Annotated in this window: 19 protein-coding genes and 1 CRISPR repeat array; of the genes, 13 read left to right on the top strand and 6 right to left on the bottom strand. The window is 55.9% G+C overall.

Annotated features, from left to right (window positions below; translation table 11 throughout):
* Positions 1-177 precede the first annotated feature (177 nt).
* The 5 genes from FJE54_RS00805 to FJE54_RS00785 all read left to right on the top strand — a co-directional run bounded on the left by FJE54_RS00805 (position 178) and on the right by FJE54_RS00785 (position 4779).
* On the top strand, positions 178-792 hold the full coding sequence (locus FJE54_RS00805) for a Type 1 glutamine amidotransferase-like domain-containing protein (protein ID WP_139650651.1): 615 nt from the start codon (positions 178-180) through the stop codon (positions 790-792).
* A gap of 141 nt (positions 793-933) precedes the next feature.
* Entirely contained in the window at positions 934-1221 is a 288-nt protein-coding gene (locus tag FJE54_RS00800; RefSeq protein WP_139650650.1) for an AbrB/MazE/SpoVT family DNA-binding domain-containing protein, read from the top strand.
* Positions 1200-1568, top strand: coding sequence for a type II toxin-antitoxin system PemK/MazF family toxin (locus FJE54_RS00795; protein WP_255467144.1), 369 nt, complete (start codon positions 1200-1202; stop codon positions 1566-1568). Before FJE54_RS00800 ends, FJE54_RS00795 begins: the two co-directional genes overlap by 22 nt.
* 116 nt (positions 1569-1684) lie before the next feature.
* Positions 1685-2029: a metal-sensing transcriptional repressor gene (locus FJE54_RS00790; protein WP_139650649.1), complete on the top strand. Its 345-nt coding sequence runs from the start codon at positions 1685-1687 to the stop codon at positions 2027-2029.
* Positions 2030-2058: 29 nt separating this feature from the next.
* A complete protein-coding gene (locus FJE54_RS00785; RefSeq protein ID WP_180326636.1) occupies positions 2059-4779 on the top strand; it encodes a heavy metal translocating P-type ATPase in 2721 nt (906 codons plus the stop codon).
* Between the two features lie 111 nt (positions 4780-4890).
* Here the strand turns inward: FJE54_RS00785 and FJE54_RS00780 are convergent, their stop codons facing one another.
* The 4 genes from FJE54_RS00780 to FJE54_RS00765 form a co-directional block, all read right to left on the bottom strand.
* Positions 4891-5346, bottom strand: a complete 456-nt coding sequence (locus FJE54_RS00780) for a hypothetical protein (RefSeq protein ID WP_139650647.1) — start codon at positions 5344-5346, stop codon at positions 4891-4893.
* A 103-nt stretch (positions 5347-5449) separates the two neighbouring features.
* The gene (locus FJE54_RS00775) at positions 5450-6259 is read right to left on the bottom strand and encodes a MerR family transcriptional regulator (protein WP_139650646.1); all 810 of its coding nucleotides are present in this window, start codon (positions 6257-6259) and stop codon (positions 5450-5452) included.
* A 190-nt stretch (positions 6260-6449) separates the two neighbouring features.
* Positions 6450-6857: a cytochrome c3 family protein gene (locus tag FJE54_RS00770; protein WP_139650645.1), complete on the bottom strand. Its 408-nt coding sequence runs from the start codon at positions 6855-6857 to the stop codon at positions 6450-6452.
* Positions 6854-8566: an FAD-binding protein gene (locus FJE54_RS00765; protein WP_139650644.1), complete on the bottom strand. Its 1713-nt coding sequence runs from the start codon at positions 8564-8566 to the stop codon at positions 6854-6856. Before FJE54_RS00765 ends, FJE54_RS00770 begins: the two co-directional genes overlap by 4 nt.
* 372 nt (positions 8567-8938) lie before the next feature.
* Here FJE54_RS00765 and FJE54_RS00760 point away from each other — a divergent pair, with 372 nt between their 5' ends.
* The 6 genes from FJE54_RS00760 (at position 8939) to FJE54_RS00735 (ending at position 19385) form a co-directional block, all read left to right on the top strand.
* Entirely contained in the window at positions 8939-9526 is a 588-nt protein-coding gene (locus tag FJE54_RS00760) for a hypothetical protein (RefSeq protein WP_139650643.1), read from the top strand.
* Positions 9527-9905: 379 nt separating this feature from the next.
* Positions 9906-14033, top strand: coding sequence for a type II CRISPR RNA-guided endonuclease Cas9 (gene cas9 / locus FJE54_RS00755; RefSeq protein ID WP_139650642.1), 4128 nt, complete (start codon positions 9906-9908; stop codon positions 14031-14033).
* Complete coding sequence (gene cas1 / locus FJE54_RS00750) at positions 14023-14898, top strand: type II CRISPR-associated endonuclease Cas1 (protein ID WP_139650641.1); 876 nt, start codon at positions 14023-14025, stop codon at positions 14896-14898. Before cas9 ends, cas1 begins: the two co-directional genes overlap by 11 nt.
* Before the next feature lie 23 nt (positions 14899-14921).
* A complete protein-coding gene (gene cas2 / locus FJE54_RS00745; protein ID WP_139650640.1) occupies positions 14922-15230 on the top strand; it encodes a CRISPR-associated endonuclease Cas2 in 309 nt (102 codons plus the stop codon).
* Positions 15227-15910 (top strand): type II-A CRISPR-associated protein Csn2, encoded by a 684-nt coding sequence (gene csn2, locus FJE54_RS00740; protein ID WP_139650639.1) that lies wholly within the window; start codon positions 15227-15229, stop codon positions 15908-15910. The genes cas2 and csn2 overlap by 4 nt, the downstream gene beginning before the upstream one ends.
* A gap of 53 nt (positions 15911-15963) precedes the next feature.
* A CRISPR array of direct repeats spans positions 15964-16854; the repeat unit is 37 nt; unit sequence GGTTTCGGAGCAGTGGGGTACTGACTGGTAGCAAAAC.
* 1127 nt (positions 16855-17981) lie between these two features.
* Complete coding sequence (locus FJE54_RS00735) at positions 17982-19385, top strand: CapA family protein (protein ID WP_139650638.1); 1404 nt, start codon at positions 17982-17984, stop codon at positions 19383-19385.
* A gap of 50 nt (positions 19386-19435) precedes the next feature.
* Here the strand turns inward: FJE54_RS00735 and FJE54_RS00730 are convergent, their stop codons facing one another.
* Entirely contained in the window at positions 19436-19657 is a 222-nt protein-coding gene (locus FJE54_RS00730) for a helix-turn-helix domain-containing protein (protein WP_139650637.1), read from the bottom strand.
* Between the two features lie 3 nt (positions 19658-19660).
* On the bottom strand, positions 19661-20137 hold the full coding sequence (locus FJE54_RS00725) for a hypothetical protein (protein ID WP_139650636.1): 477 nt from the start codon (positions 20135-20137) through the stop codon (positions 19661-19663).
* A 363-nt stretch (positions 20138-20500) separates the two neighbouring features.
* On the opposite strand from FJE54_RS00725, the gene FJE54_RS00720 reads away from it, so the two are divergent.
* Together FJE54_RS00720 and FJE54_RS00715 are read left to right on the top strand one after the other, a co-directional pair.
* A complete protein-coding gene (locus FJE54_RS00720) occupies positions 20501-21322 on the top strand; it encodes an ABC transporter substrate-binding protein (RefSeq protein ID WP_139650635.1) in 822 nt (273 codons plus the stop codon).
* A 26-nt stretch (positions 21323-21348) separates the two neighbouring features.
* Positions 21349-22788, top strand: coding sequence for an amino acid ABC transporter permease (locus FJE54_RS00715; protein ID WP_139650634.1), 1440 nt, complete (start codon positions 21349-21351; stop codon positions 22786-22788).
* Positions 22789-22801 lie beyond the last annotated feature (13 nt).

Here is a 22801-nt window from a genome sequence, read left to right as displayed (position 1 = left end):
TTCGTAGCGTGGCGGCATGAGGCCCCGCCTCTGCGCGGTCGCATATCCTGCGCCGCTCAAGGATATCGTAGCATACGCAGGCGAGTGCTTTGTTCGCTCCGTCGAATAAGCAGGAGGCTCTGCGCGAGGGTTTTGCTCTATACTGAAGCGATCAGAGACATGGTTCACGGGAGGCATATGAAAACGCTCGTGCTCGTATCGATGTTCCAAAACGTTGCGGCCTTGTTGCCCGAGCTTGAATTCGATCTCAAGGGCAAAACGGTCACGTACATTCCTACGGCAAGCAGGGTAGAGAAGCTCGGCTTTTTCATTCGGCTCGGGAAGCGGGGGCTCAAGAAGCTGGGCATGATCGTCGACGAGCTTGATGTATCGACAGCGTCCTACGAGGTCGCGAAGGCGAAGCTTGAGAAAAACGACTGCATATACGTTGCGGGCGGCAACACGTTTTACCTCTTGCAGGAAATGAAGCGCACGGGAGTCGACAGGCTGATTGCCGAGGAGGTAGACAAGGGAACGCTCTATATCGGAGAATCGGCAGGGGCTATCGTGGCCGCCCCCGACATCGAGTACTCTGCCGCGATGGATGACAGAGCCAAAGCTCCCGATCTCGAAAACAGCTCAGGACTGGGGTTGACCGATTTCTACGCCGTGCCCCATTCCGGCAACTGGGAGTTCGACAAGGCAGTGAAGGAAATCGTCGCCTCGTACGGTACGACGCTCGATTTGAGGGTTATTACCGATAACGAGGCGTTGGTGGTTGAGGGGGAAAGCGTGCGCGTTGTCGGACGGTAACCGGTCGGTCGGCTCGTTCGGTGCTGGTGCGCTTTCAGGGCTGCGTCTATGACGTCTATCGAGAAAAGCGTTATCTGTTGGACTGCGCAGCAGTAAGGGGCTATACTGTAGATACATATCGTATATACAAAGGAGCGCGCAATGGAAACGACGATTTCGAGGTGGGGCAACTCCGAAGCAGTGCGCATTCCCCGCGAAGTTCTTCGGCTGGTTGGTTTACGAAGCGGCGATCAGGTGGGTTTCGAGGTCAACGAGCAAGGTCGGATAGAGCTAGTTCCTGTGGAAGCGGCACATCGAAGGATCGTTCCGACGAAAGGAGTTACCTTCGATGCGTTGTTCAAGCATTACAAAGGCGGGGTGGCTTCTTCGGAAAACGCGTGGCCTGATGATGATCTGGTAGGGGCCGAGTGGGATGCGTGGTCTCGGTGATATGCGAGCAGGGTGACATCGTCAGCATCAATTTCAATCCATCGAAACGACACGAACCAGCGGGACGGCACTTTGCTGTCGTCGTCAGTCCTTGGCATGTAAATCGGGCCTCGGCACTCACCACGCTCGTTCCCATTACGTCGACCGACAACGGGTACCCTCTGCATGTGAAGATCGCAGAGGGTAATCCCGTGTATGGGTTTGTGCAGTGCGAAGCCATCAGGGCTGTTGATCTCGGTGTGCGTGAAAGGGAAAACGCTATCGAGATCGTCGGATCGCTCGACGATCAAACGCTCGCCGAGGTTATGGCTCGCATCCTCGTAGTGCTTGGTGTCGAGCCGATCTGATGCGTATCTGCCGTACGACCACTGTTGCCGAATTGTCTCTTGACTATACCCATAGGGGGTATATACTGTTTTCGAACTAAGACATACCCCCTGGGGGCATACGAGAAGGTGAGAACATGGGCGACCATACCAATGCAGAACAAGCGAACGCAAGCGGGGCAGCCGCTATCGGCTGCTGCCACCATAAGCAAACACCGCGCAGCACCGAGTTTCAGGCTGATCTGCAAAAGCGGCTGAACCGAGCGATCGGGCAGCTGAACGGCGTCAAGAACATGCTTGACGACAACCGCTACTGCGGCGACGTGCTCGTGCAGCTCGCCGCTGCCGAAAGCGCTATCCGCAGCGTGTCGGGCATGCTCTTGCAAGATCATCTCGAAACATGCGTTGTCGAGCAGATTCGACAGGGTAACGACGAGGTGATCGAAGAGGTCATGCAGCTCATGAAGCGCTTCTCGCGCTAATCGCCCGCATCCAAGCAAGGAGCTTTATGATGAAGCAAACATTCGATGTGACGGGCATGACCTGTGCGGCGTGCTCGGCGCGCGTCGAAAAAACCGCAAACGCAGTTCCCGGAGTGGAGAAAGCCACGGTGAACCTGCTCAAGAATTCGATGGACGTTGACTACGACGGCGCGCCCGCAACGATTGAGGCCCTTACTGCGGCCATCGACAAGGCGGGCTACGGCGCCGAACCGCGCGTTGACATTTCTCGAAACCAGGAAGGCGCACCTGCCTCGCGCGGATCGGTTGCGCCTGTGAACGCGGCGGCGAAGGAGGCTAAGGCGGTCAAAACGCGCCTGATCATCTCGTTCGTGTTCACCGTTCCTTTGTTCTATCTGTCGATGGGCCACATGTTCGGCTGGCCGCTTCCGAGCATCTTCCTCGGTGAAGAAAACGTGCTTGTGTTCGCGTTCACTCAGTTCTTGCTGTTGCTGCCCGTTATTTTCGTCAACTTCAAGTTCTTCAGAGTGGGCTTCAAGGCGCTATTCCACCGCTCTCCCAACATGGATTCGCTCATCGCGCTTGGCGCCACGGCATCGACCGTCTACGGCATCTACGCGATCTACAAGATCGGTTGGGCCATCGGCTGGGGTAACGCTCACACGGCGCATCTGGCTGCGATGGACTTGTACTTCGAATCGGCTGCGATGATCCTCACACTCATCACGCTCGGTAAGTACTTCGAGGCGCGCGCCAAGGGCAAGACTACCGATGCGATATCCAAGCTCATGGACCTCTCTCCCAAAACCGCTACGCGCCTTGTGAACGATGTCGAAGAGGTCGTTCCTGCGGAAAACGTGCACGCGGGCGATCTGCTCGTGGTAAAGGCGGGGGAGGGCGTTCCCGCCGACGGCGTGCTCGTTGAAGGCGCGGGGACGCTTGACGAATCGGTGATTACAGGCGAGAGCGTTCCGGTGGAAAAGGGGCCGGGCGATCCGGTGACCGGGGCAACGGTGTTGAGCTCGGGCTGGTTTACCATGCGTGCTGAAAAGGTTGGCGAAGAAACCGCACTCGCCAACATCATCCGCCTCGTTGACGAGGCGACGAGCTCGAAAGCGCCCATCGAGAAGATGGCTGACAAGATATCGGGCGTATTCGTACCCATCGTCATCGTTATCGCGATTGTGACGTTCATCGTGTGGATCGTGCTCGGCGGTACGCTTGAGGTTGCGCTTTCCCATGCCGTTACCGTACTCGTAATTTCGTGCCCCTGTGCGCTCGGCCTTGCTACGCCGACCGCCATCATGGTGGGAACGGGTCGCGGCGCGGCAAGCGGCATTCTCGTGAAGTCCGCCGAAGCGCTCGAAACGGCTCACGGCGTCTCGACCGTTGTGCTCGACAAGACAGGCACCATTACGCAGGGCAAGCCCCAGGTGACCGATGTGATCGTGGTCGGGGCTACGGGTTTTGCGGGCGCGGAAAGGAGCGGCGACACAGCAGCTGGAGCCAATGCGGATGGAAGTTTTGAGGGATCGGCCGAGCATGCGTTTCTGTCATTCGCGGCGAGTGTCGAGGTGCGCTCTGAGCATCCGCTTGCGCAGGCCGTTGTCGCCTTCGCGGGAGCGCGCAATGCGTTGCCGAGTACCGTCGAGACGTTCTCCCAGATACCGGGGGAAGGTATAGCAGCCACCGTCGAGGGCGACGAGTGCTTTGCCGGCAATCTCCGTATGATGGAGGCACGAGGCATCGACGCTTCGTTCTACCGCGATCAGGCGCAGGCGCTCGCCGACGACGGCAAAACGGTGCTGTACTTCGCCCGTGCGGGCCGTCTCGTCGGGCTTATCGCGGTAGCCGATGTGGTGAAGCCCACGAGCAAGCTCGCGATCGACGAGCTGCGGCAGATGGGCATCTCGACGGTCATGCTTACGGGCGACAACGAGCGCACGGCTGCAGCCATCCAGCGCCGCGTCGGCGTAGACACGGTGATTGCGGGCGTGCTTCCGCAAGACAAAGAGAGGACGGTTCGCGAGCTTTCCGCGCGCGGCACCGTTGCCATGGTGGGCGACGGGATCAACGACGCTCCCGCCCTTGCACGCGCCGATGTGGGCATCGCCATTGGAGCGGGTACCGATATCGCCATCGAAAGCGCCGATATCGTGCTCATGCACAGCGATCTGGTCGACGTGCCTTCGGCGATCGGGCTGTCGCGCGCAACCATGCGCAACATCAAGCAAAACCTGTTCTGGGCGCTGTTCTACAACGCCATCTGCATACCGATTGCGGCGGGCGTGCTCGCAGGCATCGGGATCAACTTGAACCCCATGATTGCAGCGGCTGCCATGAGCTTGAGTTCGGTGTTCGTGGTAGGAAACGCGCTTCGGCTGCGCCGATGGAAGCCCGCGCGCCTTGCGGCCGAGGGCCCTTCCGAGCTTTCGGAGACGGCACGGACCGAACTGGCATCGGCGGACTCTATGGATGAAACTACCGATGCGGCTTTGGCGGGTGCAACGAAGGCTCAGCTTGTTGACGACGATACGAGAGAGAATGGAAAGGACACCATCATGGAAAAGGTTTTGGATGTTGAGGGTATGATGTGCCAACACTGCGTTGCGCACGTGAGGAAGGCGCTCGAGGGAATCGACGGCGTGGAAGGGGCCTCGGTGGATCTCGATGCCGGCACGGCGACGGCGAAGCTTTCCGCCGACGTGGCCGACGATGCATTGATCGCCGCCGTGGTCGATGCCGGATACGAGGCGAAGATCGCAGGCTAACCGAAGAGCGCCGTCCAGTGCAATTCGGTCGCGCGCCCATGTACCGGCGAGAGATACGCATGCGAGCGAAAATAGCGCTGACGAGCCCTTACAAACAATGCATTGCGCGTTTCACCTATCGTCTTGATCGCGGTGCTGCTCTTTTTCGATCGCATCGAGGATGATGCGGTTGGGAACAGAGCCGTGGAAGTAGTCTGGCTCGTGGCTCATCTTTCGTCGCTCGATAAGCAGCTCTGTGAAATCGTAGACGGCATGCGCAATGGCAACGGCGAGAAACAGGCATGCGAGCGCAAGGCCTGCGATTGCGGTATACGGAAGATTGGCTGTCATCGCATCGACGACGGAGCGAATCCATCCGAATCCGAAGACCGCCTGAGGCCAGTCGCCGGAAGCAAATCCGGTCAACACGAGGGCGCCCGCAAACCCGAGCACTACCAGAAGACCCTGCGAAGCGGCAAGGTTCAAAACGAGGTACCGCTCCTCCTCATCATCGAGCGGATATTTTCTGCGGGCGTTCGTCGATCTCCCTTCGTGCAGCGCAATCGTTTCCCTTGCATTGTAGGCCATGGGCGAACAGCTGCGAACCCATCCTCGAGAACAGCGAGGATGGTGGAAGTCATTGCGGTATCGGTTGGAACGGCGGCCGGGCCACGGCTGAGTTCGCGCGCGGTTACGATCGAACATCCTTCACGGGTACGTACAGGATCTCGATATCGCTGCCTTCGCCGTCGAGATTTAAAAACGACGGCATGAGCATGATGTCGCCGCGGATTTCAAGGTTGCGCTCGTCTAGGTATTCGAACAGCTCGTCGAAGGTTTCTTTCTGGATGCTCTCCGCGCGGGTGACACGGCGTCCGAAGCGAACGCACCGCCCGAGCTCTAAGCGCTTCACGCGCTGTTTGGCGTAGTCGCTCAAGTAGTGGCTTTCTTCAACGGAAAGCGTGTTGATGTAGTCGGGATCCACTGCGTCGCTCTCGTCGAGCAGATTGTCGCGCTTCACGATGCGGGCGCAGCTGGTCACACTCAGGAGTGTGTAGAATTCCGCCAGCACGCTCTCGTTCTCCAGAGAGACGGAGAAGTCCCGCCCATAAGAGGCGTTAATGTAGAGGTAATCCGGAAGGGTAACTTCCTTGAATTGCAGTCCTGCGTCGGAGCACAGGAATTCGAGCACTCCGCGAATGCGGCGCTGGCGATACTCAAGCAGTATCTGCTCTCTGTTCAGCCTTACCTGCTGCTCTTGCAGAGACGTGCGGAATTCGTCGGTATCTTGCTTGGCGTCGAGCATCTCGATGGCCTCGCTGATGCTGAACCCGTATTGCAGAAGCACGCGGAACGCATTCGAGCGGAATGCATCCTCGGGCGTGAATACCCGATACCCGTTTTCTGTCCGATCGGACAGCACGAGTCCATGTTTCTCGTAGAACCGTACCTTCGATTGGGTCATTCCAGTCATGGCCGCAAACTGTTTCATTCGATACATGTGATCCTCCCTGACGCTGCATGCGAGCACGCGTTTGCGCTCGCATTCGCGTGCTCGCATGCGATCGCCTTTCGTTTCAGCGAAAACCGATCGTATGCGGCCTCCCGTTTGCCGCGCTGCTCTTTGCGGGCGACCCCCGGCCTTGGAAGGATACCGGGCCGGGGGTCGGAAGGAATCGATGATGCTTATTCTACAGGAACAGCGGTTCTTGGTAGTACGAAGATCCTTCTGCAGAGTAGGGATGGCAGTTCGCGCACCAGTTTTTGGTGAGCTCCTGGCCTTTTTCGTGGCAGTTGTCGCAGGAGCTGTAGCCTCCGTGGATGGATGCATGCGGGTTCCACTGACCGTAATCTGCCGTTTCTGCCGCGTGCGCCTCGTACGATCCCCCGTGGCAAGCAAGGCACGCCTCGTCGGACACGTAAACGCCGGTAGGATCGGTGGGATCGGCTGCGGTCTGTTGGGTGGTCGCGTCACCGCCCCCCTTATCGGTTTCGTTGCTTGCCGGTGCAGCTGCACAACCTGCAAGGGCGATCACCGACATCAAGGCTGCAAGGGCAAGCGCCATAGCCGCTTTCATGCTCAAAGTAGACGTTCTCATGCCTGACCTCCGTTCACCATATGATCAGCAGCCACATAGCCGAAGGTAGCGGCGCGGCCCACGGATGTGCCGGGGATGTGACGCGGATAGTTTCCAGAATAGAAGCTGCCAGAAGCGTTGCCGGTAGCGTACAGCCCTTCGATGGGTTTTCCAGCGGTGTCGAGCACCTGGGCGTTGCCGTTGATGGCCAAGCCTCCCACAGTAGCGAGAATGACGTTGGTGGTGACGAGCGCATAGTACGTGCCGCCCGTGAAAGGTTGGTTGTTGCCGGTGTAGCGGTAGTACTCAGGATCGCGCTCTACCTTGTCGGCAAACAGCTGGTTGTACTCGTTGATGGTGGCCTCAAGAGCCGTCCCGTCGATGCCGGCCATCTGGGCGACTTCGGCGATCGAGGAAGCGCGGAACAGATAGCCCTTGGCCTCGTCGCTTTCCAGCTGCTTCTCAGCCGCTTCGCCGCCCTTTTCGAGGGAGCTTGCGATCATCGCTTCGTCGAAGATGAAGTAGCAGGTATGGCCTCGGCGGATCTGCAGGTTCATGGCATTGCCGGCGTACTGGCGCGGATTGTTCTCGTTGGTGAACCGGTTGCCCTCTTCGGTAACCATGATCCCCCAGTTCATAGCTCCAGGGAAGTACACGCGCTTCTCGACGAAGGTATCGGGGGTCGCGTTGGAGAAGTTCATGACGGGTTGCGGCAGAGAATCCATCTCGGCTCCCACGGACAAGCCCATCATGTGGCCGTCGCCTGTAGTTCCCCAGCTGGGGTTCCACCAGGAGGAGTATTCGTAATCTTCCGGGCGCACCCACGCCTGCATCATATCGGGATTGGCATCGTAGCCGCCGGTGGCCAGAAGCACGCCCTTGGATGCGTTGATGCGGATATAGCCGTCATTCGTCTTGGCGATTGCGCCGGTCACGCGGTCGCCGTCCTTCACCAGCTGGACGGCCGGCGTTTCGTAGCGAACTTCCCAGTTGGGATGCATCGAGCCCGCCTTGAGAAGATCTTCGCATACGTACAGGCCGAACAGCCACGTTTTCGAGATGCCTTCAGGCATGTGGAAGTTCACGTAAGAATCGATAACGGGAAATCCGTTGTAGTTAGGAGCTTGGTCAAACTTGTATATCTCCCAGCCCGTGCCTGTTTTGTCGAACATCGCCTGCCAGAAATCGGCCACCGCTCCGGAATTCTTCACGTACGATGTGACGACTTCGGGATCGGCACGCCAATCGCTTGCGCGGAGAATCTCATCGATGAGCTGGGCGTCGTCGATCTCGATGCCCTGTTCTTTCTGGAATGTGGCTTGCGTAGCGCCGAAACTCTCCCACGCTGAACGGCCTTCGGTCATCTTCTCGATCATGAGCACCCGCGCGCCTTCTTCAGCTGCTTTCAGGCTGGCCATGATGCCGCCGATACCAGCGCCGATGATGAGCACTTCGGTGTCCTCGGTGCCGACGATCTCATCATCGGCAATGGCTCGATCTTCGAAGGCAATCGGTCCGTGGGGGCCGGGGCATTCGGCCTTGCGCATGGGCAGCAGCGTCGCCTCGTCGCCGAGCGCGCTGGAATACGGATTGCTTTCAGCTGCTCCGCTCGTTTCCGCACCGTCTTCGGCGAAGGCTACCGGCGCACCCGAGAGCGCGAACGCGCCTGCAACGCCCGTGACGCCTACGCCTTTGAGAAAGTCGCGTCTTGATAGCTTGCTTTTGGTCATATCCTTCCCTCCTCTTTCTTGCAGGGTGATCGTGCACATCTCTTCATATCCCATACACACAATCGACACATTCAAGGCTAAACCCTCAACATGGTTGAGGGTCAAGGGGGTTTTAATGAGAAAAATCATTCATAAGCGTTGCGCTGCCCGACGGGGTAGCCATCTGGGTTTGCACATCGTCGACAGGCCGTCAAATAATCGGCTGGATTCTATCTTGCGACGCCGTGCTGCTGGCTGTTGGGTAACGATAGGCGCGTTAAGCGATGCTTTACGGTTCCGTCACTCTTTTCGATCGAGCTTGCGAATCGCCATACGCGGGGGATACTTGGTGGAAGACGAAACGTACGCGGACTGGGCGAAAGGCGGTTTGGAATGGGCGGTGTCGATGCGGGGTTCCAGGGGTTGCTCGTTTGGTCGCACGTGTGCCTTGCGCTGTGCGCGGCGCTCTATCTTGCGTGGTGGTGGATCTTTTTCAAGCCGCGAGGCGATAAACCGATCGGTTCTCGGCGCACCTTCGGCATCGCATGCATCGTGGGAGCGGCTTTCGGAGGTGTGGCCGGCGTAGCACTCGCGGTCCCGGCGATTGGGGGTCTCTCTGCCTATTCGGAAGGAATTCCCGCCTGGGCCTTGGCCGTTGGCGCACCAGTGCTGTACGTTGTGCTCGCGTTCGTCACCAAGCGGGTGTTTTCTCGTCCGATTACTACCGAACTGGTCTTGTTCGTGCTGTGGTGCGCGCTTGAGCTTGCAGTGATTACCGTGCTCGGAGGCTCAGGTGCGCTTACTTCGCCGACGGCAACGATGCTCGGAGTATTGGTGATCGGCGTGTTCGCCATCTGCCTTGTAAGCTACGTGCTGTACTACCGGCTCGATCCGATGCCCGCGTTCATCGACGGTGCCGTTCCCCTTGCGGCAGTCGGGGCGGTGTCTATTGTGATGGCGTGTACGATTGCGATGATGTAGGGGTCCTTTTTCGGTCTAGGCCCGCCGAATCGCAGTACTACTCGAGAGAGTTAGAGTATTTCGAATCAAGAGAGGACGAAGGTGTCCAGTGTCGCATGCGTCTTAGAGAAAAATCTATCACAAGACACACAAAGTGAATGGCTGTACCAAAAACAGTACTCGCTTGACCGCGCAACATGATATGGTGCGCAATAAGCTTATCTATCAGGTTATACTAAGAAAAGAAGACCCCTTGCGGGATCTTCTTGCTGAGTCGAAGTGTGCCACCTCCGTGGCGCCCGAGGGCTTTTGTGGCTATCGCCGTATTTCGACTTGCAGTGGAATCTTGACTGGTATCAAGACGTGCTTACTTTAGCACGGACGAAAGGGGATGTGAAGCATGAATTTGCGCCATGTTGACGAATACGACATCGGTCTCGATATGGGAACCGGATCGGTGGGATGGGCGGCGCTCGGCTCTGATGGGGAGCTTTTGCGGTTCAAGGGAAGGCCGGCATGGGGCAGTCGATTGTTCCCCTCGGCCGAGACGGCGGAATCCACCCGACTCGCGCGCGGCCAGCGTCGACGTTACGAACGACGCCGCTGGAGACTCGATTTGCTGCAAGGCTTGTTGCAGGATGAGGTAGAAAAGGTTGATTCTGAATTCTTCATCCGGCTTCGTCAATCGCGTCTGCTTGCCGAGGATCGAGCAGAAGGGCACGCCTCGTATCGGTGGCCGCTTTTCAACGACTCGGACTTCACCGAGCCCGAGTACTACCACCGTTTTCCAACGATCTACCACTTACGTACATGGCTTATGGAAACAGACGAAAAAGCGGATATCAGGCTCATCTACCTCGCCTTTCACAACATCGTAAAGCACAGAGGCAACTTTCTGCATGAAAGCTCGCCGAATCTGAGCGCCCGTCAGGCAAACATGCTCGATTCGGTCGAACGGTTCGTCGGCGCACTCGGAGAATGGTGCGACGAAAACGGCATCGCTTGCTCGTGCCAAAGCGTCGACATTGCATCTGTCTTGGAAGATTCGTCAAAGAGAAAGGGGGACAAGCAGCGAGCCGTTCAAGGTATGCTCGGGTTGGAAAAAGACTATGCTGCCACCATGGGAAAGGCGATATCCCAAGCAATGGTCGGGTATAAAGCCGAGTTATCCCACGTATTCTTCGTCGAGCAGTCATCCGAATCGAAATTCAGCATGACTGACGAGGAGAAGGTGGAGGCATTCCGCTCTTCCTGTCCCGATGACGGAGCGGAGCTGTTCGAATCCCTTCAGGCGGTTCATTCCTCCTTTGTGCTGATGGGTATTTTAAAAGAAGCGAACGGAGGAACACTTTCTACCTGCAAGGTCGCGGAGTACCAGAGGTACAAGGAAAACCTCAAAACGTTGAAAGCTCTGGTAAGGGAGTATGCACCTAAAGAATACGACGCATTCTTCAACGGAGAATTTTACGAGGGCACGCGCACATACGATCCCGCGAAGGCACAAGGTTACACGAAGTACGATATCGGGCCCAAGAACTCCGCATACAAACCCACTGCTCCGATGAGATACGAAGACTTCGAACACGCAGTGCAAAAGCTGTTTGCAAACACGGCTGCGGCTAATGATGAGCGGTACGTTGCGATGATGGATGGCTTCAAGGAGGGATCGTTTCTGCGGCGACTCAAAACGAGCGATAACGGAAGCATTCCCTATCAGCTGCACCTCGAGGAAATGCAGGCCATCATCGAAAACCAGAGGAAGCACTATCCCTTCCTGAAAGAAGAAGAGGAAAAGCTTGTTTCCCTCGTGAAGTTCCGTATTCCCTACTACGTAGGGCCGCTTACCAAACTCAATGCAGCCAAAGATGCTAAGGGGGAGGATCGCTTCGCGTGGTCGGTGCGCAAACCCGGACAAGAGCGCACCTCCATTAAGCCGTGGAACTGGGAAGAGGTAATTGACCGTCACCAAAGTGCAGAAAACTTCATCATGCGCATGACGGGAACGTGCACGTACTTGCAGGGGGAGGCCGTCCTCCCACGGTGCTCTTTGCTGTATGAGGAATTCTGCGTTCTTAACGAGTTGAACGGATCACGATGGACGCTTGACGGCGACAAGGAGCCGAGGTTCGACCGCGCTGATCGTGAGGGGATCGTACGCGAGCTGTTCAAGCAGTGCAAGACGGTGTCGTATAAGCGGGTGGCAGACTGGATGTGCCGAACGCATGGGTTTTCGAGCGTGCGCGTATCGGGTGGGCAGGGCGAAACGGGTTTCGAATCGAAATTGGGGTCACATTACTTTTTCTGCAAGGATGTCTTCGGCGTCGACGAGCTGCCCGGCTCCGACATTCCCATGATCGAGGAGATAATCCTGTGGAATACGCTTTTCGAGGATCGAAAGATACTTCGGGAGAAGATCGAGGCAAAATACAGCGACCGGTTGAGCGCTGAGCAGATCAAAACCATCTGCAAAAAACGCTTTACCGGCTGGGGCCGTCTGTCTCGTAAGCTGCTTGTGGGTGTAAGCGTGGATACGAACGACGGGCCCAAAACCATCATGGACGTCCTGCGCGAAGAGCACCCCAATGCGGGGCACGACTCTTCGGGCATGGTGTTCATGGAGGTTCTTCGCAATGATGAGCTGGGATTTCAGAAGCGCCTTGATGAGCTGAACGCGGCGTATATCGAGGGACTCGGTCAGTTTGGCGTGGACGATCTTCCTGGTTCTCCGGCGCTGCGGCGAAGCATTAAACAAGCGCAGCGGATCGTGCGTGAGATTGCATCCATTGCAGGGAAAGCTCCCGAGCACATCTACATCGAGGTAACACGCGATGAAGATCCGAAGAACAAAGGCAAGCGTACGAAACGTCGCTACGACAACCTGAGGGAAGCACTCGAGGCTTTCAAGCACGACGATCCCGATGTATGGAGAGAGCTCAGCGAGCGCGCACCGCAAGACCTCGATGAGAGATTGACGCTCTACTTCATGCAGCGCGGCAGATGTCTGTACTCGGAAAAGCCGATCGATATTGCGCGGATAGCAGGCGATTTATACGAAGTTGACCATATTTTGCCGCAAACGTACATCAAGGACGATAGCTTCGAGAACAAGGCACTGGTGCTGCGGGGCGAAAACCAGAGAAAGACTGATACGCTTTTGATCGATCCGTCCATCCGCCGCGCGCGAAGCTCGTTTTGGAAGAGCCTCCACGATGCCAAGCTCATAGGAGATAAGAAGTTCAAGAACCTCATGCGCACCTCGGTGGGAGAGAACGACATGAAGGGCTTCATCGCGCGGCAGCTGGTCGAGACCAGTCAGGTGGTAAAGATGACTCAGCAGCTTTTAGCGGCGGAATACCAGGATACGAGAATCGTTCCCATCAAAGCGAGTCTTTCGTCTCAGTTGCGCGATGCCAAAAACCTCGTGAAATGCAGGGAAGCTAACGATTTTCATCATGCCCACGACGCGTATCTCGCCTGTCAGATGGGGCGGTTCATCACGGAACGTCATCCCTCCGTCTACGAGAACCCCATCGGGTTGGCCCATGCGATAAAGGCATTGGTGCGTCAGCAGGGAGAGGAATTCCGCAAAACGAGGCAAGCGCCGGGATCGAGCGTCTATCTGGTTGCCAGTTTCCAACATCGCTACATCGATGCCGAGACTGGAGAGATAGTGTGGGACGCAGAAAAGGAAATCAATCGCATCAGAAAATGCCTCAATTACAAAGATTGCTTCATTTCTCGGATGCCCGAGCTCGCTACAGGGGCTTTTTGGGATCAGACGATCTACTCGCCCCGTGGTGGGAAAACTATGGAGTTGCCGGTTAAACAGGGGCTCGATCCTCAGAAATACGGAAGTTTCTCGCGAGAGCAGTTCGCGTATTTCTTCGTGTACGAAGCGATCAACCCCAAGAAGAAGACAAAGCTCTTCCAGTTTGCGCCGGTGCCCGTTCACGTTGCAACGCGATTCGAAAGCGATAGTACTGCTCTGGAAGACTATGCGCGACGCCTTGCTGGGGAAGCAGGACTGGAGTTTACGCGTATCGCTCGAGAAAAGGTATACAAGTACCAATTGATCGAGCTCGATGGAGACAGATTGTACATAACGGGCAAGAAAGAGGTGCGAAACGCCCAGCAGCTTGCATTTTCGCAGAAAGAAACCGCTTTGCTGAAGAGGCTGGTTGAGGGTAAGGAGGCGAGCGAAAGAGATAGGATTGCGCTGTTTGAAAGCGTTGCTGGAAAAATGTTGAAAAGGGCTTCTCGACTCTGGAGGCTGCTTCGTTTCGAGAGTGCTCCGATAGACTTTCGCGATGTTGACGAAACGCAGCAAGCTGGAATTATCCGTTCTCTTATTCAGTCGGGAAACGGGAAAACCAATGCCGTTGACTTATCTTCGGTCGGGTTAGGAAAAATGATGGGGTGCATTCAGCCAACGTTTTCGAAAGAGCTCTCCAGCCCTTCCGTAGAGTTTTATTTCATTGACCAATCGGTAACGGGAATGTTCGAGAGGCGGTGTAGGCTTGAGCTTTAGGACCGTATTCATCGAGAATCCGTGTCGCTGTTCGTACCAAAGCGGATACTTGGTTGTTCGCAAAGAAGACGACACTGCAAAGGTTCATCTCTCCGAAGTGTCGTCGGTGATTTTGCAAACAAACCAAGTGTACATCAGCGCGTATTTGCTCATGGAACTCGCCAAAGCAAAGATATCGCTTGTTGTATCTGACGAAAGCTGCAATCCGATCGGGCAATACTTGCCTTTGTACGGTGCCCACAATGCCGTCAAGCGTATCGGCGAACAGCTGCAATGGGGCGAACCAATAAAGAAGCGCGTGTGGCAGCGGATCGTGAAAGACAAGATAAGCAGCCAGGCACGGTTTTTGGAGGAACGGGAGTATTCGGAGGCCTCCGCCCTCAGGGCGGCTGCTTCTGAGGTGCGTTCGGGTGATACGACGAACAGGGAGGCGCATGCGGCGCGCGTGTACTTTCGCGCGCTGTTCGGCCCGGATTTTTCGAGAGATCAGGATTGCCCTCAAAACGCGGCCCTGAACTATGGGTATGGGATATTGCTTTCTATGGTGAACCGCGAAATCGTGTCGCGCGGGTATCTCACGCAGTGCGGCGTTTGCCATCGTAACGAATTCAACCAGTTTAACTTAGCGTGCGATTTCATGGAGCCTTTCAGGCCGGCGGTCGACCGCCTTGTCATTGACTTTCTTGCGGGTGAGTTCGACTCCGATGTTAAGCATGTGTTGGGTGATCTAGCCGGGAAAGGGGTGTCGTATCGCGGGGGTTCGTACCGTTTGGGTTCGGTGGTGTCTTTGTATGTGCAGGACTGCCTGAATGCTTTGAACAAGAAGATAGCCGTAGAAGACATCGAGGCCTTCGATATCTTATGAGTAAAGACGCGAGGATTCGGTATATGAGATTGATGGTGCTGTTCGACCTTCCTATGGAAACGGATCGGCAGCGAAAAGAATATCGACTGTTTAGAAAGCGCCTTATCAAAGAAGGTTATCTGATGTTGCAGAAATCGGTCTACGCCAAATTGGTGGTGAATGAGGGTGCTGCGAGTTCGGCGATTGTGCGCCTTCGAAAATTCCGACCACCGGAGGGGCTTGTCCAGGTTTTGAAGGTTACAGAAAAACAGTTTGCAACAATGGAGTTTATTGCTGGCAAGAGGGCTGATTTCGAAGAAGTAGACACCATGGAGGAGTTTTTGGTCCTATGAGAATAAGCTTAGCGGGGATGGATCGTCCTATCGATGTGGCGAAAAGCGGTGCCTCCGTTTTGGAGGTGGAGAACACAACGCTCTACGGTCGCATATGTCGATCTTTGATCTCCGGCATGGGTCGAGAGGCGCCTGAGCCGTATTCGCTGTGGGACGAAAACGGAAATGAAGTGCGTGCAAGTAATGCTTTTCTTCCTGTATCGAGTCCATTCGATCTTCCTTGGGATGAACGCACGTTGCAAGCTGGTTGGTATGAGCGTATGAGTTTGATTTTTCTTGAGGACGACGACGTGCGAGCTGAGGTGGAATCCCTTAACGCTCGAATGAATTCTCGAATTGCTGAACTGGGTTTTCAGATGAAATCAGAGTACTCGTTTGCGGTAGAATGGGATGTGGTACGACAGATTAAAGCGCTGGGGTTTGGCGTGCAGCGCTCCGCCAGCGAATCGCTCCTTGACAATCTAATACGGTTTATTTCCTGGACAGTTGATGCAGGGTGTACGAAGACGATCCTTTTCGTTAATCTTAAGACTTTTTTAGCGAAAAAAGACCTTACCGAGCTCTATGAACAGGCATTTTTTCTTGGTTCTGCGTTGCTGTTGTTGGAAAACAAGCGCGATGCTTCGTGCTACGAGCACGAAGTAAAAACGCGGATTGATCAGCACTTTATCGAGTGCTGAAGATGAATGCAGCCAGTATCCCCGTCTTTTTGCAGGAAAGATTTTGCTCCAATAGTTTCGGAGCAGTGGGGTACTGACTGGTAGCAAAACCCAGTTCTGCGCGGGCGTGAACACGGGAGGGTTTCGGAGCAGTGGGGTACTGACTGGTAGCAAAACTTCAGGGAGCACATCAGCATCAGATATCGGTTTCGGAGCAGTGGGGTACTGACTGGTAGCAAAACCTGCCGTCTATGGCTATGCCGTAGCCGGGGTTTCGGAGCAGTGGGGTACTGACTGGTAGCAAAACCGGCTTATAATTTGGATTACAAGGATATGGTTTCGGAGCAGTGGGGTACTGACTGGTAGCAAAACGGTTAGGGCGATACAGTGCTGCCAAGAGGAGTTTCGGAGCAGTGGGGTACTGACTGGTAGCAAAACGCTGCGGTTTTTATACAATCCAAACAGCTAGTTTCGGAGCAGTGGGGTACTGACTGGTAGCAAAACTCCCCGTTGATTCTTCCTCTAACTGCTTCGGTTTCGGAGCAGTGGGGTACTGACTGGTAGCAAAACTCGTGGAAACCTCCGAGCGCATCGAGGGGGTTTCGGAGCAGTGGGGTACTGACTGGTAGCAAAACAAGGTGTTCGGACACAACGTATCGAGCGAGGTTTCGGAGCAGTGGGGTACTGACTGGTAGCAAAACTTTTTTTCCTTTTTTACCAAAGTTTGAAGGGTTTCGGAGCAGTGGGGTACTGACTGGTAGCAAAACAACTGGCTCGGATGCTTCTCGAAGAAATCGGTTTCGGAGCAGTGGGGTACTGACTGGTAGCAAAACGGGGCGCATCTGCTGCGTCCTCACCCGAAGGTTTCGGAGCAGTGGGGTACTGACTGGTAGCAAAACTGCATCGATACCAGCCTATAGCCGTCACCAGTTTCGGAGCAGTGGGGTACTGACTGACAGCAAAACTAAAAGAAATCGCTAATGTCGGCACCAAAGTTTCGGAGCAGTGGGATACTGAGTGGTGGTCGCATATGGTTAGCTGGCGTTATGCTAATACCCGTTTCGGTCTAACGAAATTTAGAACAACGGTCACGCGTACAACGATCAGGGCTATCCAAGGGGCGGTTCGGAAGCCCCATGTAATAGCAATCGTATCGCGGTATATCGTAGTACAACGAAGCCTTGTATCTTGCTTAAGCGAGCCCGCCTTAGGGTATGCATGTGCGTTTATCTTATTGCGCTGCGAAGAAAACGTATGGTAAGAAGAATCCCGTAAACAGCAAAAGAAAACAGTCGAGGAACCGGCGGGCAGGTTGTAAGTCGTATAGGGTGAACGGCTTTACTGCCGAGCGTGGCTACGACGAACGAAGGTCAGACCACAAGCGGTGATCCGGATTAGTGGGGCGATAGGCAGACGGGCAAAGCCTCCTGCTCAATACCTTCAAACGAATTTCAGGTGAATCGCTCGATCCGCACAAGCTATTGTACCGACTTCGGTACTCTCGCAAGGCTAAACCCGACGTAGAATACTACCAACGCTAGATTGTCTGCTGGAAAGAAGCTCGAGAAACCATAAAGTTTGCGAGGCGAAGCATATATGAGACGCGGGTATTTGACCTATGGAACGAAAAATGACGGACAGCTCCTGACGCTTATTGTTGCGACGGACAAAAGTAGTATGAAGATCGTGGAAGTGCGTGGGCTAAAGAAAGTGACGATGAAGGTGTTCTCTTCGCCATCGGTCGAGGTTCTTAAAAGACGCGGTAGCAAACGGAATTGGTTTCGTGCGGGAAATCGTTTCGAGTGGTGGGTGATAATAACCAATTCGGATGGAAGCAGATGGCCTATGAGGTGTCGGAACTCTGGTGACGCCGGGGACATCAAACGGTGGGCCGAAAAACATCAGAAACAATAACTGAGTTTTGGGCTAAATCCATCAGGCTCGTCTCCCAGCAGTTCGCCTTTAGCAGGCAATTGCAGCGAATTCGCATCGCAAGCTGATATTGAGAAATTCGCACTGCTGCGCAGTAGCATTCCCTTGGTGTTCCAACCGCGATACAATGACATAGCAAGTCATATATCGGGGGTGTGCTATGGGTGGCTCTCGCAGGGTGGTGCATAGGCGGCGGGCGGAGTACGGAAGGGCTGCGATTCCCTACCGCTATGCCGTTGCCTCATTGCTGGTTGTTGTTGTCGTGGCAGGCGGCGTATTTGCGCTCACCGGCGTGTTCGGCGGCGAATCCGCTGGCGAACCCACCGGCGATCCTGCGGCTCCCGCAGAGACGGGCGTATCGTTTGAACCTTCCGGCAAACTCGTCGGCGCAACGGAAACGGTGGACGAATACGGCATCGTCCATGGCAAAACGACCGACGGCGTACAGTATCTCTTGTGGGGCCGTGGCTCGCAATCGCTTCAGGCAGATAAGGTCACGCTTGTGGCGGCTGGCGATCAGATAGGCTCCGATCAGGTGCTCGAGCTGACGGATGGCTACGGCGGCACCATGGGCGATGGGGCGTACGATTTCACGCCGTTCTACCAGGAGGTCGCTCCGTTCATTCAGAACTTCGACCTGCGTTTCATCAACCAGGAAACGGTAATGGCCGGTACCGAGCAATACGGCTACTCGGGTTATCCCAGCTTCAACACGCCCGATGCGGCGGCTGACGCCATCTCGGCTACGGGCTTCAACATGGTGAACCTGGCAACGAACCACGTGCTCGATTACGGCGTCGATCTGGCCGATCGCTCGCTCGGCGTTTGGGACAGCCACCCTCAGATCATGACGGCGGGCAGCTATCGCAGCCAAGATGAGCGCGAGACGGTGCGCATGATCGAGCGAAACGGCATGACGTTCGCGTTTCTCGCGTTCTGCTACGGCGATAACTATTACCAGCAAAATCTTCCCAACTCATGGAACCTGTGCGGGTTCGATAAGGCCGCCATCGAAGCCGACGTGAAGCGCGCCCAGCAGGTTGCCGATGCGGTCATCGTGGCCATGCATTGGGGAACCGAATACCAGAGCGAACCAAACGATCAGCAGCTCGACTACGCGTCGTTTCTCGCTGACCTCGACGTCGACCTGGTGTTGGGTACGCACGCCCATACGGTGCAGCCGGTGCGCTTCATGCAGGGCGCTTCGGGCAACGAGATTCCGGTGGTGTTCGGATTGTCTGACTTCATATCGGGTTGGTCGAAGACGGATGCCATCTTAAGCGGGCTTTTCACCTGCGATTTCGTACGTGTGCAAGATGACGGCGCCGACGCGAAGAGCGACCATGCGGACGATAGCGGCTCATGGCATGTCGAGGTGAGCAACCTCGCGTGGCATCCCACTATCGAATGGTCCGATGGCGGCGAAGTGTACGTCCGCTTCCTGAGCGACATGGACGAGCAGACGACGAACGCCAACACACGTACGCCCGACGTGGATAACGATTACGCCTACCTTCGCGAGAGGATGGACGCTATGGGTATGGAAATACCAGTGATCTGGTAGTGCAGCCAGGCGAGGGTGCATCGAACGATAGCTGAGAGCGATACGGGTCGTTACTCGTCCTCTAAGCTGTCTTCGTCGAATTCCAGTATATCGCCTGGCTGGCAGTCGAGCTCGGTGCAAATGGCGTTGAGCGTTTTGAACCGTACGCCGCTCACTTTGCCGTTCTTGAGCTTGGAGAGGTTGCCTTCGGCGATGCCCACCCGCTCTGCCAAGTCTCCGAGCGAGATTTTGCGATCGGCCATCATCCGATCGAGGCGCACTACGATAGCCATGGCCTAAACGATCTCGTTGTTCTCGTTTTGGACGAGAAGGCCGTACTGGAATATCTGCCCGAAGCAGTATACGGTGAATGCGAGGCCGAGGGCGAGGATGCCGTTCTCGTCCAGAATCACGAATGATACTGTGCCGGTCGCAAAGCTTCTGATAGCGTACCCGACCCATTGGGGAAGCACGAAGGCCGCGAACAGAAGGACGCTTGCTGTTTTGATCTCGCGGGGAAGCTGCTTGAAAAACGGCGTTTCTTCTCTGCGTATGCGAAAGAAAACGAATGCCATGTACGCGAGCAGAATCGTGATAAGCGCTTGTCGCAAAAGCCATACGCCCCGGTTGAGCAGTTCGTTGAAGGTGAGTGCCTCAGTGGCGAGGCCCCCTATGCCGTACAGAACAGAGAGGCTCGATACCAGCACAACGAAGGTCAAGATGACCACAATCGCCGTGCTGAGTGCCTTGATCCGACCTTTGACCTCGTTCACGACGCCTCCTTCTCGCTTGGTTGAAATCATACCACGCAATATGACTTAATGCGGCAAATATTTGACGTAAAACGTCATATTCTGAACCTGAATAGAAGCTATCAACGTAATCGGGGTTCACCAAAACGAGCACTCTCAGGCAGGTCGCCATCCTTCGCGTACGAGCGGTCGCGAAGAAAAACGGGCCTTCGATCGGCGCTTCCTTGTGACCGCACCCGCATAAAGTACCCCCCGCTAGTCGAAAAGCGGCCCGATTCGCAAAGAAATATTGGATAATGCACCAGATACGCTTTATTATGATAAAGCGATTGCAACCGTTATAGTTTGCATCTGTGGACTATGCAAGAGGGAGGGATTGGTACCATGAACATCAAGAAGTGGAGTTTGTTCGCCGTAATCGGCATGCTCGTAGCAGCGCTTGCGCTGTTCGGCTGCTCGTCGGGTGGCGATAAACCCGCATCCGACAGCGGCAGCTCCGATAACGCCGGATCTACCGAATCGGGTTACACGCTCATCAACGACGGCAAGTTGACCGTTGCCGCCTCGCTTGACTTCCCGCCGTTCGAGAACCTCAACGGCAGCACGCCCGAGGGCTTCGAAGTCGAGCTCATGCAGGCGATCGCTGAAGAGATGGGTCTTGAATGCGAATACCTGCCGTCGACGAAGTTCGACACGATCGTTCCGCTTATCCAGAGCGGCGGCAAGGCCGATGTGGGCGTATCGGGCCTCACCATCACTGACGAGCGCCTCGAGCAGATCGATTTCACCGAACCGGTTTGCGATGTGAACCAGAGCATCACCGTGCTCAAGGATTCCGGAATCACCGATGTGAACCAGCTCGAAGGTAAGAAGGTCGGCGCCCAGACCGGTACGACCGGCTACGAGTGGGCCGCCGAGAACATCAAAGACGTCGAGATGGTCGGCTTCGACGAGATGACCGCCGTGTATGCGGCGCTCCAGTCGGGTCAGATCGATGCGATTGCCGTCGACTTGCCGGTGGGTAACTACTATGTGAAGACCGCGTACACCGATTGCGAGGTCATCAAGGAAATCCCGACGGGCGAGCAGTACGCCATCGCAGTGAGCAAAGAGAATCCTGAACTCACCAAAGCGCTCAACGAGGCTTTGAAAGCCGTGCGCGACAGCGGAAAGTACGACGAAATCGCGTCTAAGTGGATTCAGTAACGCAGTAACGCACAGATAGGGTGACGATGCATACCGCTTCAGGTTTTTTGCGGAAACGCGTATGGGGCGTTGCGGCGGCGGTTGTCGCTGCAACGCTCGCCCTCTCGTTCGCCTTGCCGATCCAAGCGCATGCCCTCGAAGTGGAGCGCTGGACCGCCAAGCCGAACAAGGACGGCGACAGTACAACGGTTCTCGGCGCTACGGCGACGCGGGTAACATGGCAGGGGCAATCCGACGAGGGAGAATCGGTGGCCAGCGTGACCATCGAGTTTCCCGAGGGGTCGACGGTTGAAGCCGAGAACGTTAAAACAACGGTGCTTTCTGGACTCGATCGTCTCGAGGCGGAAGCCCAGGCGAGCGTCCAGGGCACTGCCGTTGTGGTTACGCTTGCAGAGCCAGCGCCTGCAGGTGCGCTCATCATGATCGAGTGCAACCGAGCTCTTCTACCTGGCGAAGGCGGAACGTTCGGGCTTGCGGGCAGCTACACCACGGCCGACGGGCAGAGCCTCGAAATGCCCGCCACCGATCAGGTTATCACCGTTTCGGGCACCTCGCCGACTGAGCAGGCATCGTCGTGGCTCAGCGAGCAGGAATGGGTCAAGGCGTGGAACTCAAACAAGTTCCTGCACCTTTTCTTCGATCCGTCGCTTATCGTCACCTCGGTTCCGGCTTTGCTCTCGGGCTGGCTCGTATCGCTCGGGCTCGTGATCGTCAGTTTCCCGCTCGCCATTCCGCTCGGTCTCATCTGGTCGTTCTTGCGTATGGCGAAACACCGCCTCCCGCGTGCGATCGGGGCAACCTACATCAACATCGTGCGTGGTACACCTCTGTTCCTCCAGCTCTATATCGCGTTTTTCGGTTTGCCGCTCATGGGCGTGCAGATGGATCCGTTCATGATGGGAGCCATCGTGCTCATCATGAACTCGAGTGCGTATTTGGCGGAGATATTCCGCGCAGGTATCCAGTCCATCAACAAAGGGCAGTCCGAAGCGGCGCGCTCGCTTGGCATGAGCGGCGTGCAGACCATGTTCTTCGTCATCATCCCACAGACCGTGCGGCGCGTCATTCCTACGATGACGAGCGAGTTCATCCTCATGTACAAAGACACCTCGCTTTTGGCCGCCGTCGGCGTCATGGAACTGATGATGTACGCGAAAACCATTACGGCAGCGACCGGCAACGTAACGCCCTACATCGTGGCAGCAGGCTTCTACCTCATCGTAACCATCCCCATGACCAAGTTCATCAACTCGATGGAAGCGCGCATGGCCAACGGGCATCGCAAGCATAAGAAGACAGACGGCGGTTCGGGAGATTCGCCGAGCGCATCGTTTGAGCCCGGTTCCGATGCCGCGGTGGCCCGTTCGATCCGCATGTCCGAGACGTTCGCCGGCCCGGCCGAGGCCGATGCGGCTGCGCAGCTGAAGAAGGAAGCGCAGCTGGGCAGCAACCATATGAGCCATTAGGGGTGAATCGGAT

The sequence above is a fragment of the Raoultibacter phocaeensis genome (assembly GCF_901411515.1).
In the GTDB taxonomy this organism is placed as follows: Bacteria; Actinomycetota; Coriobacteriia; order Coriobacteriales; family Eggerthellaceae; genus Raoultibacter; species Raoultibacter phocaeensis.
The sequence above is the reverse complement of the archived record's forward strand: the minus strand, read 5'-3'. Positions and strand labels throughout refer to the sequence as shown.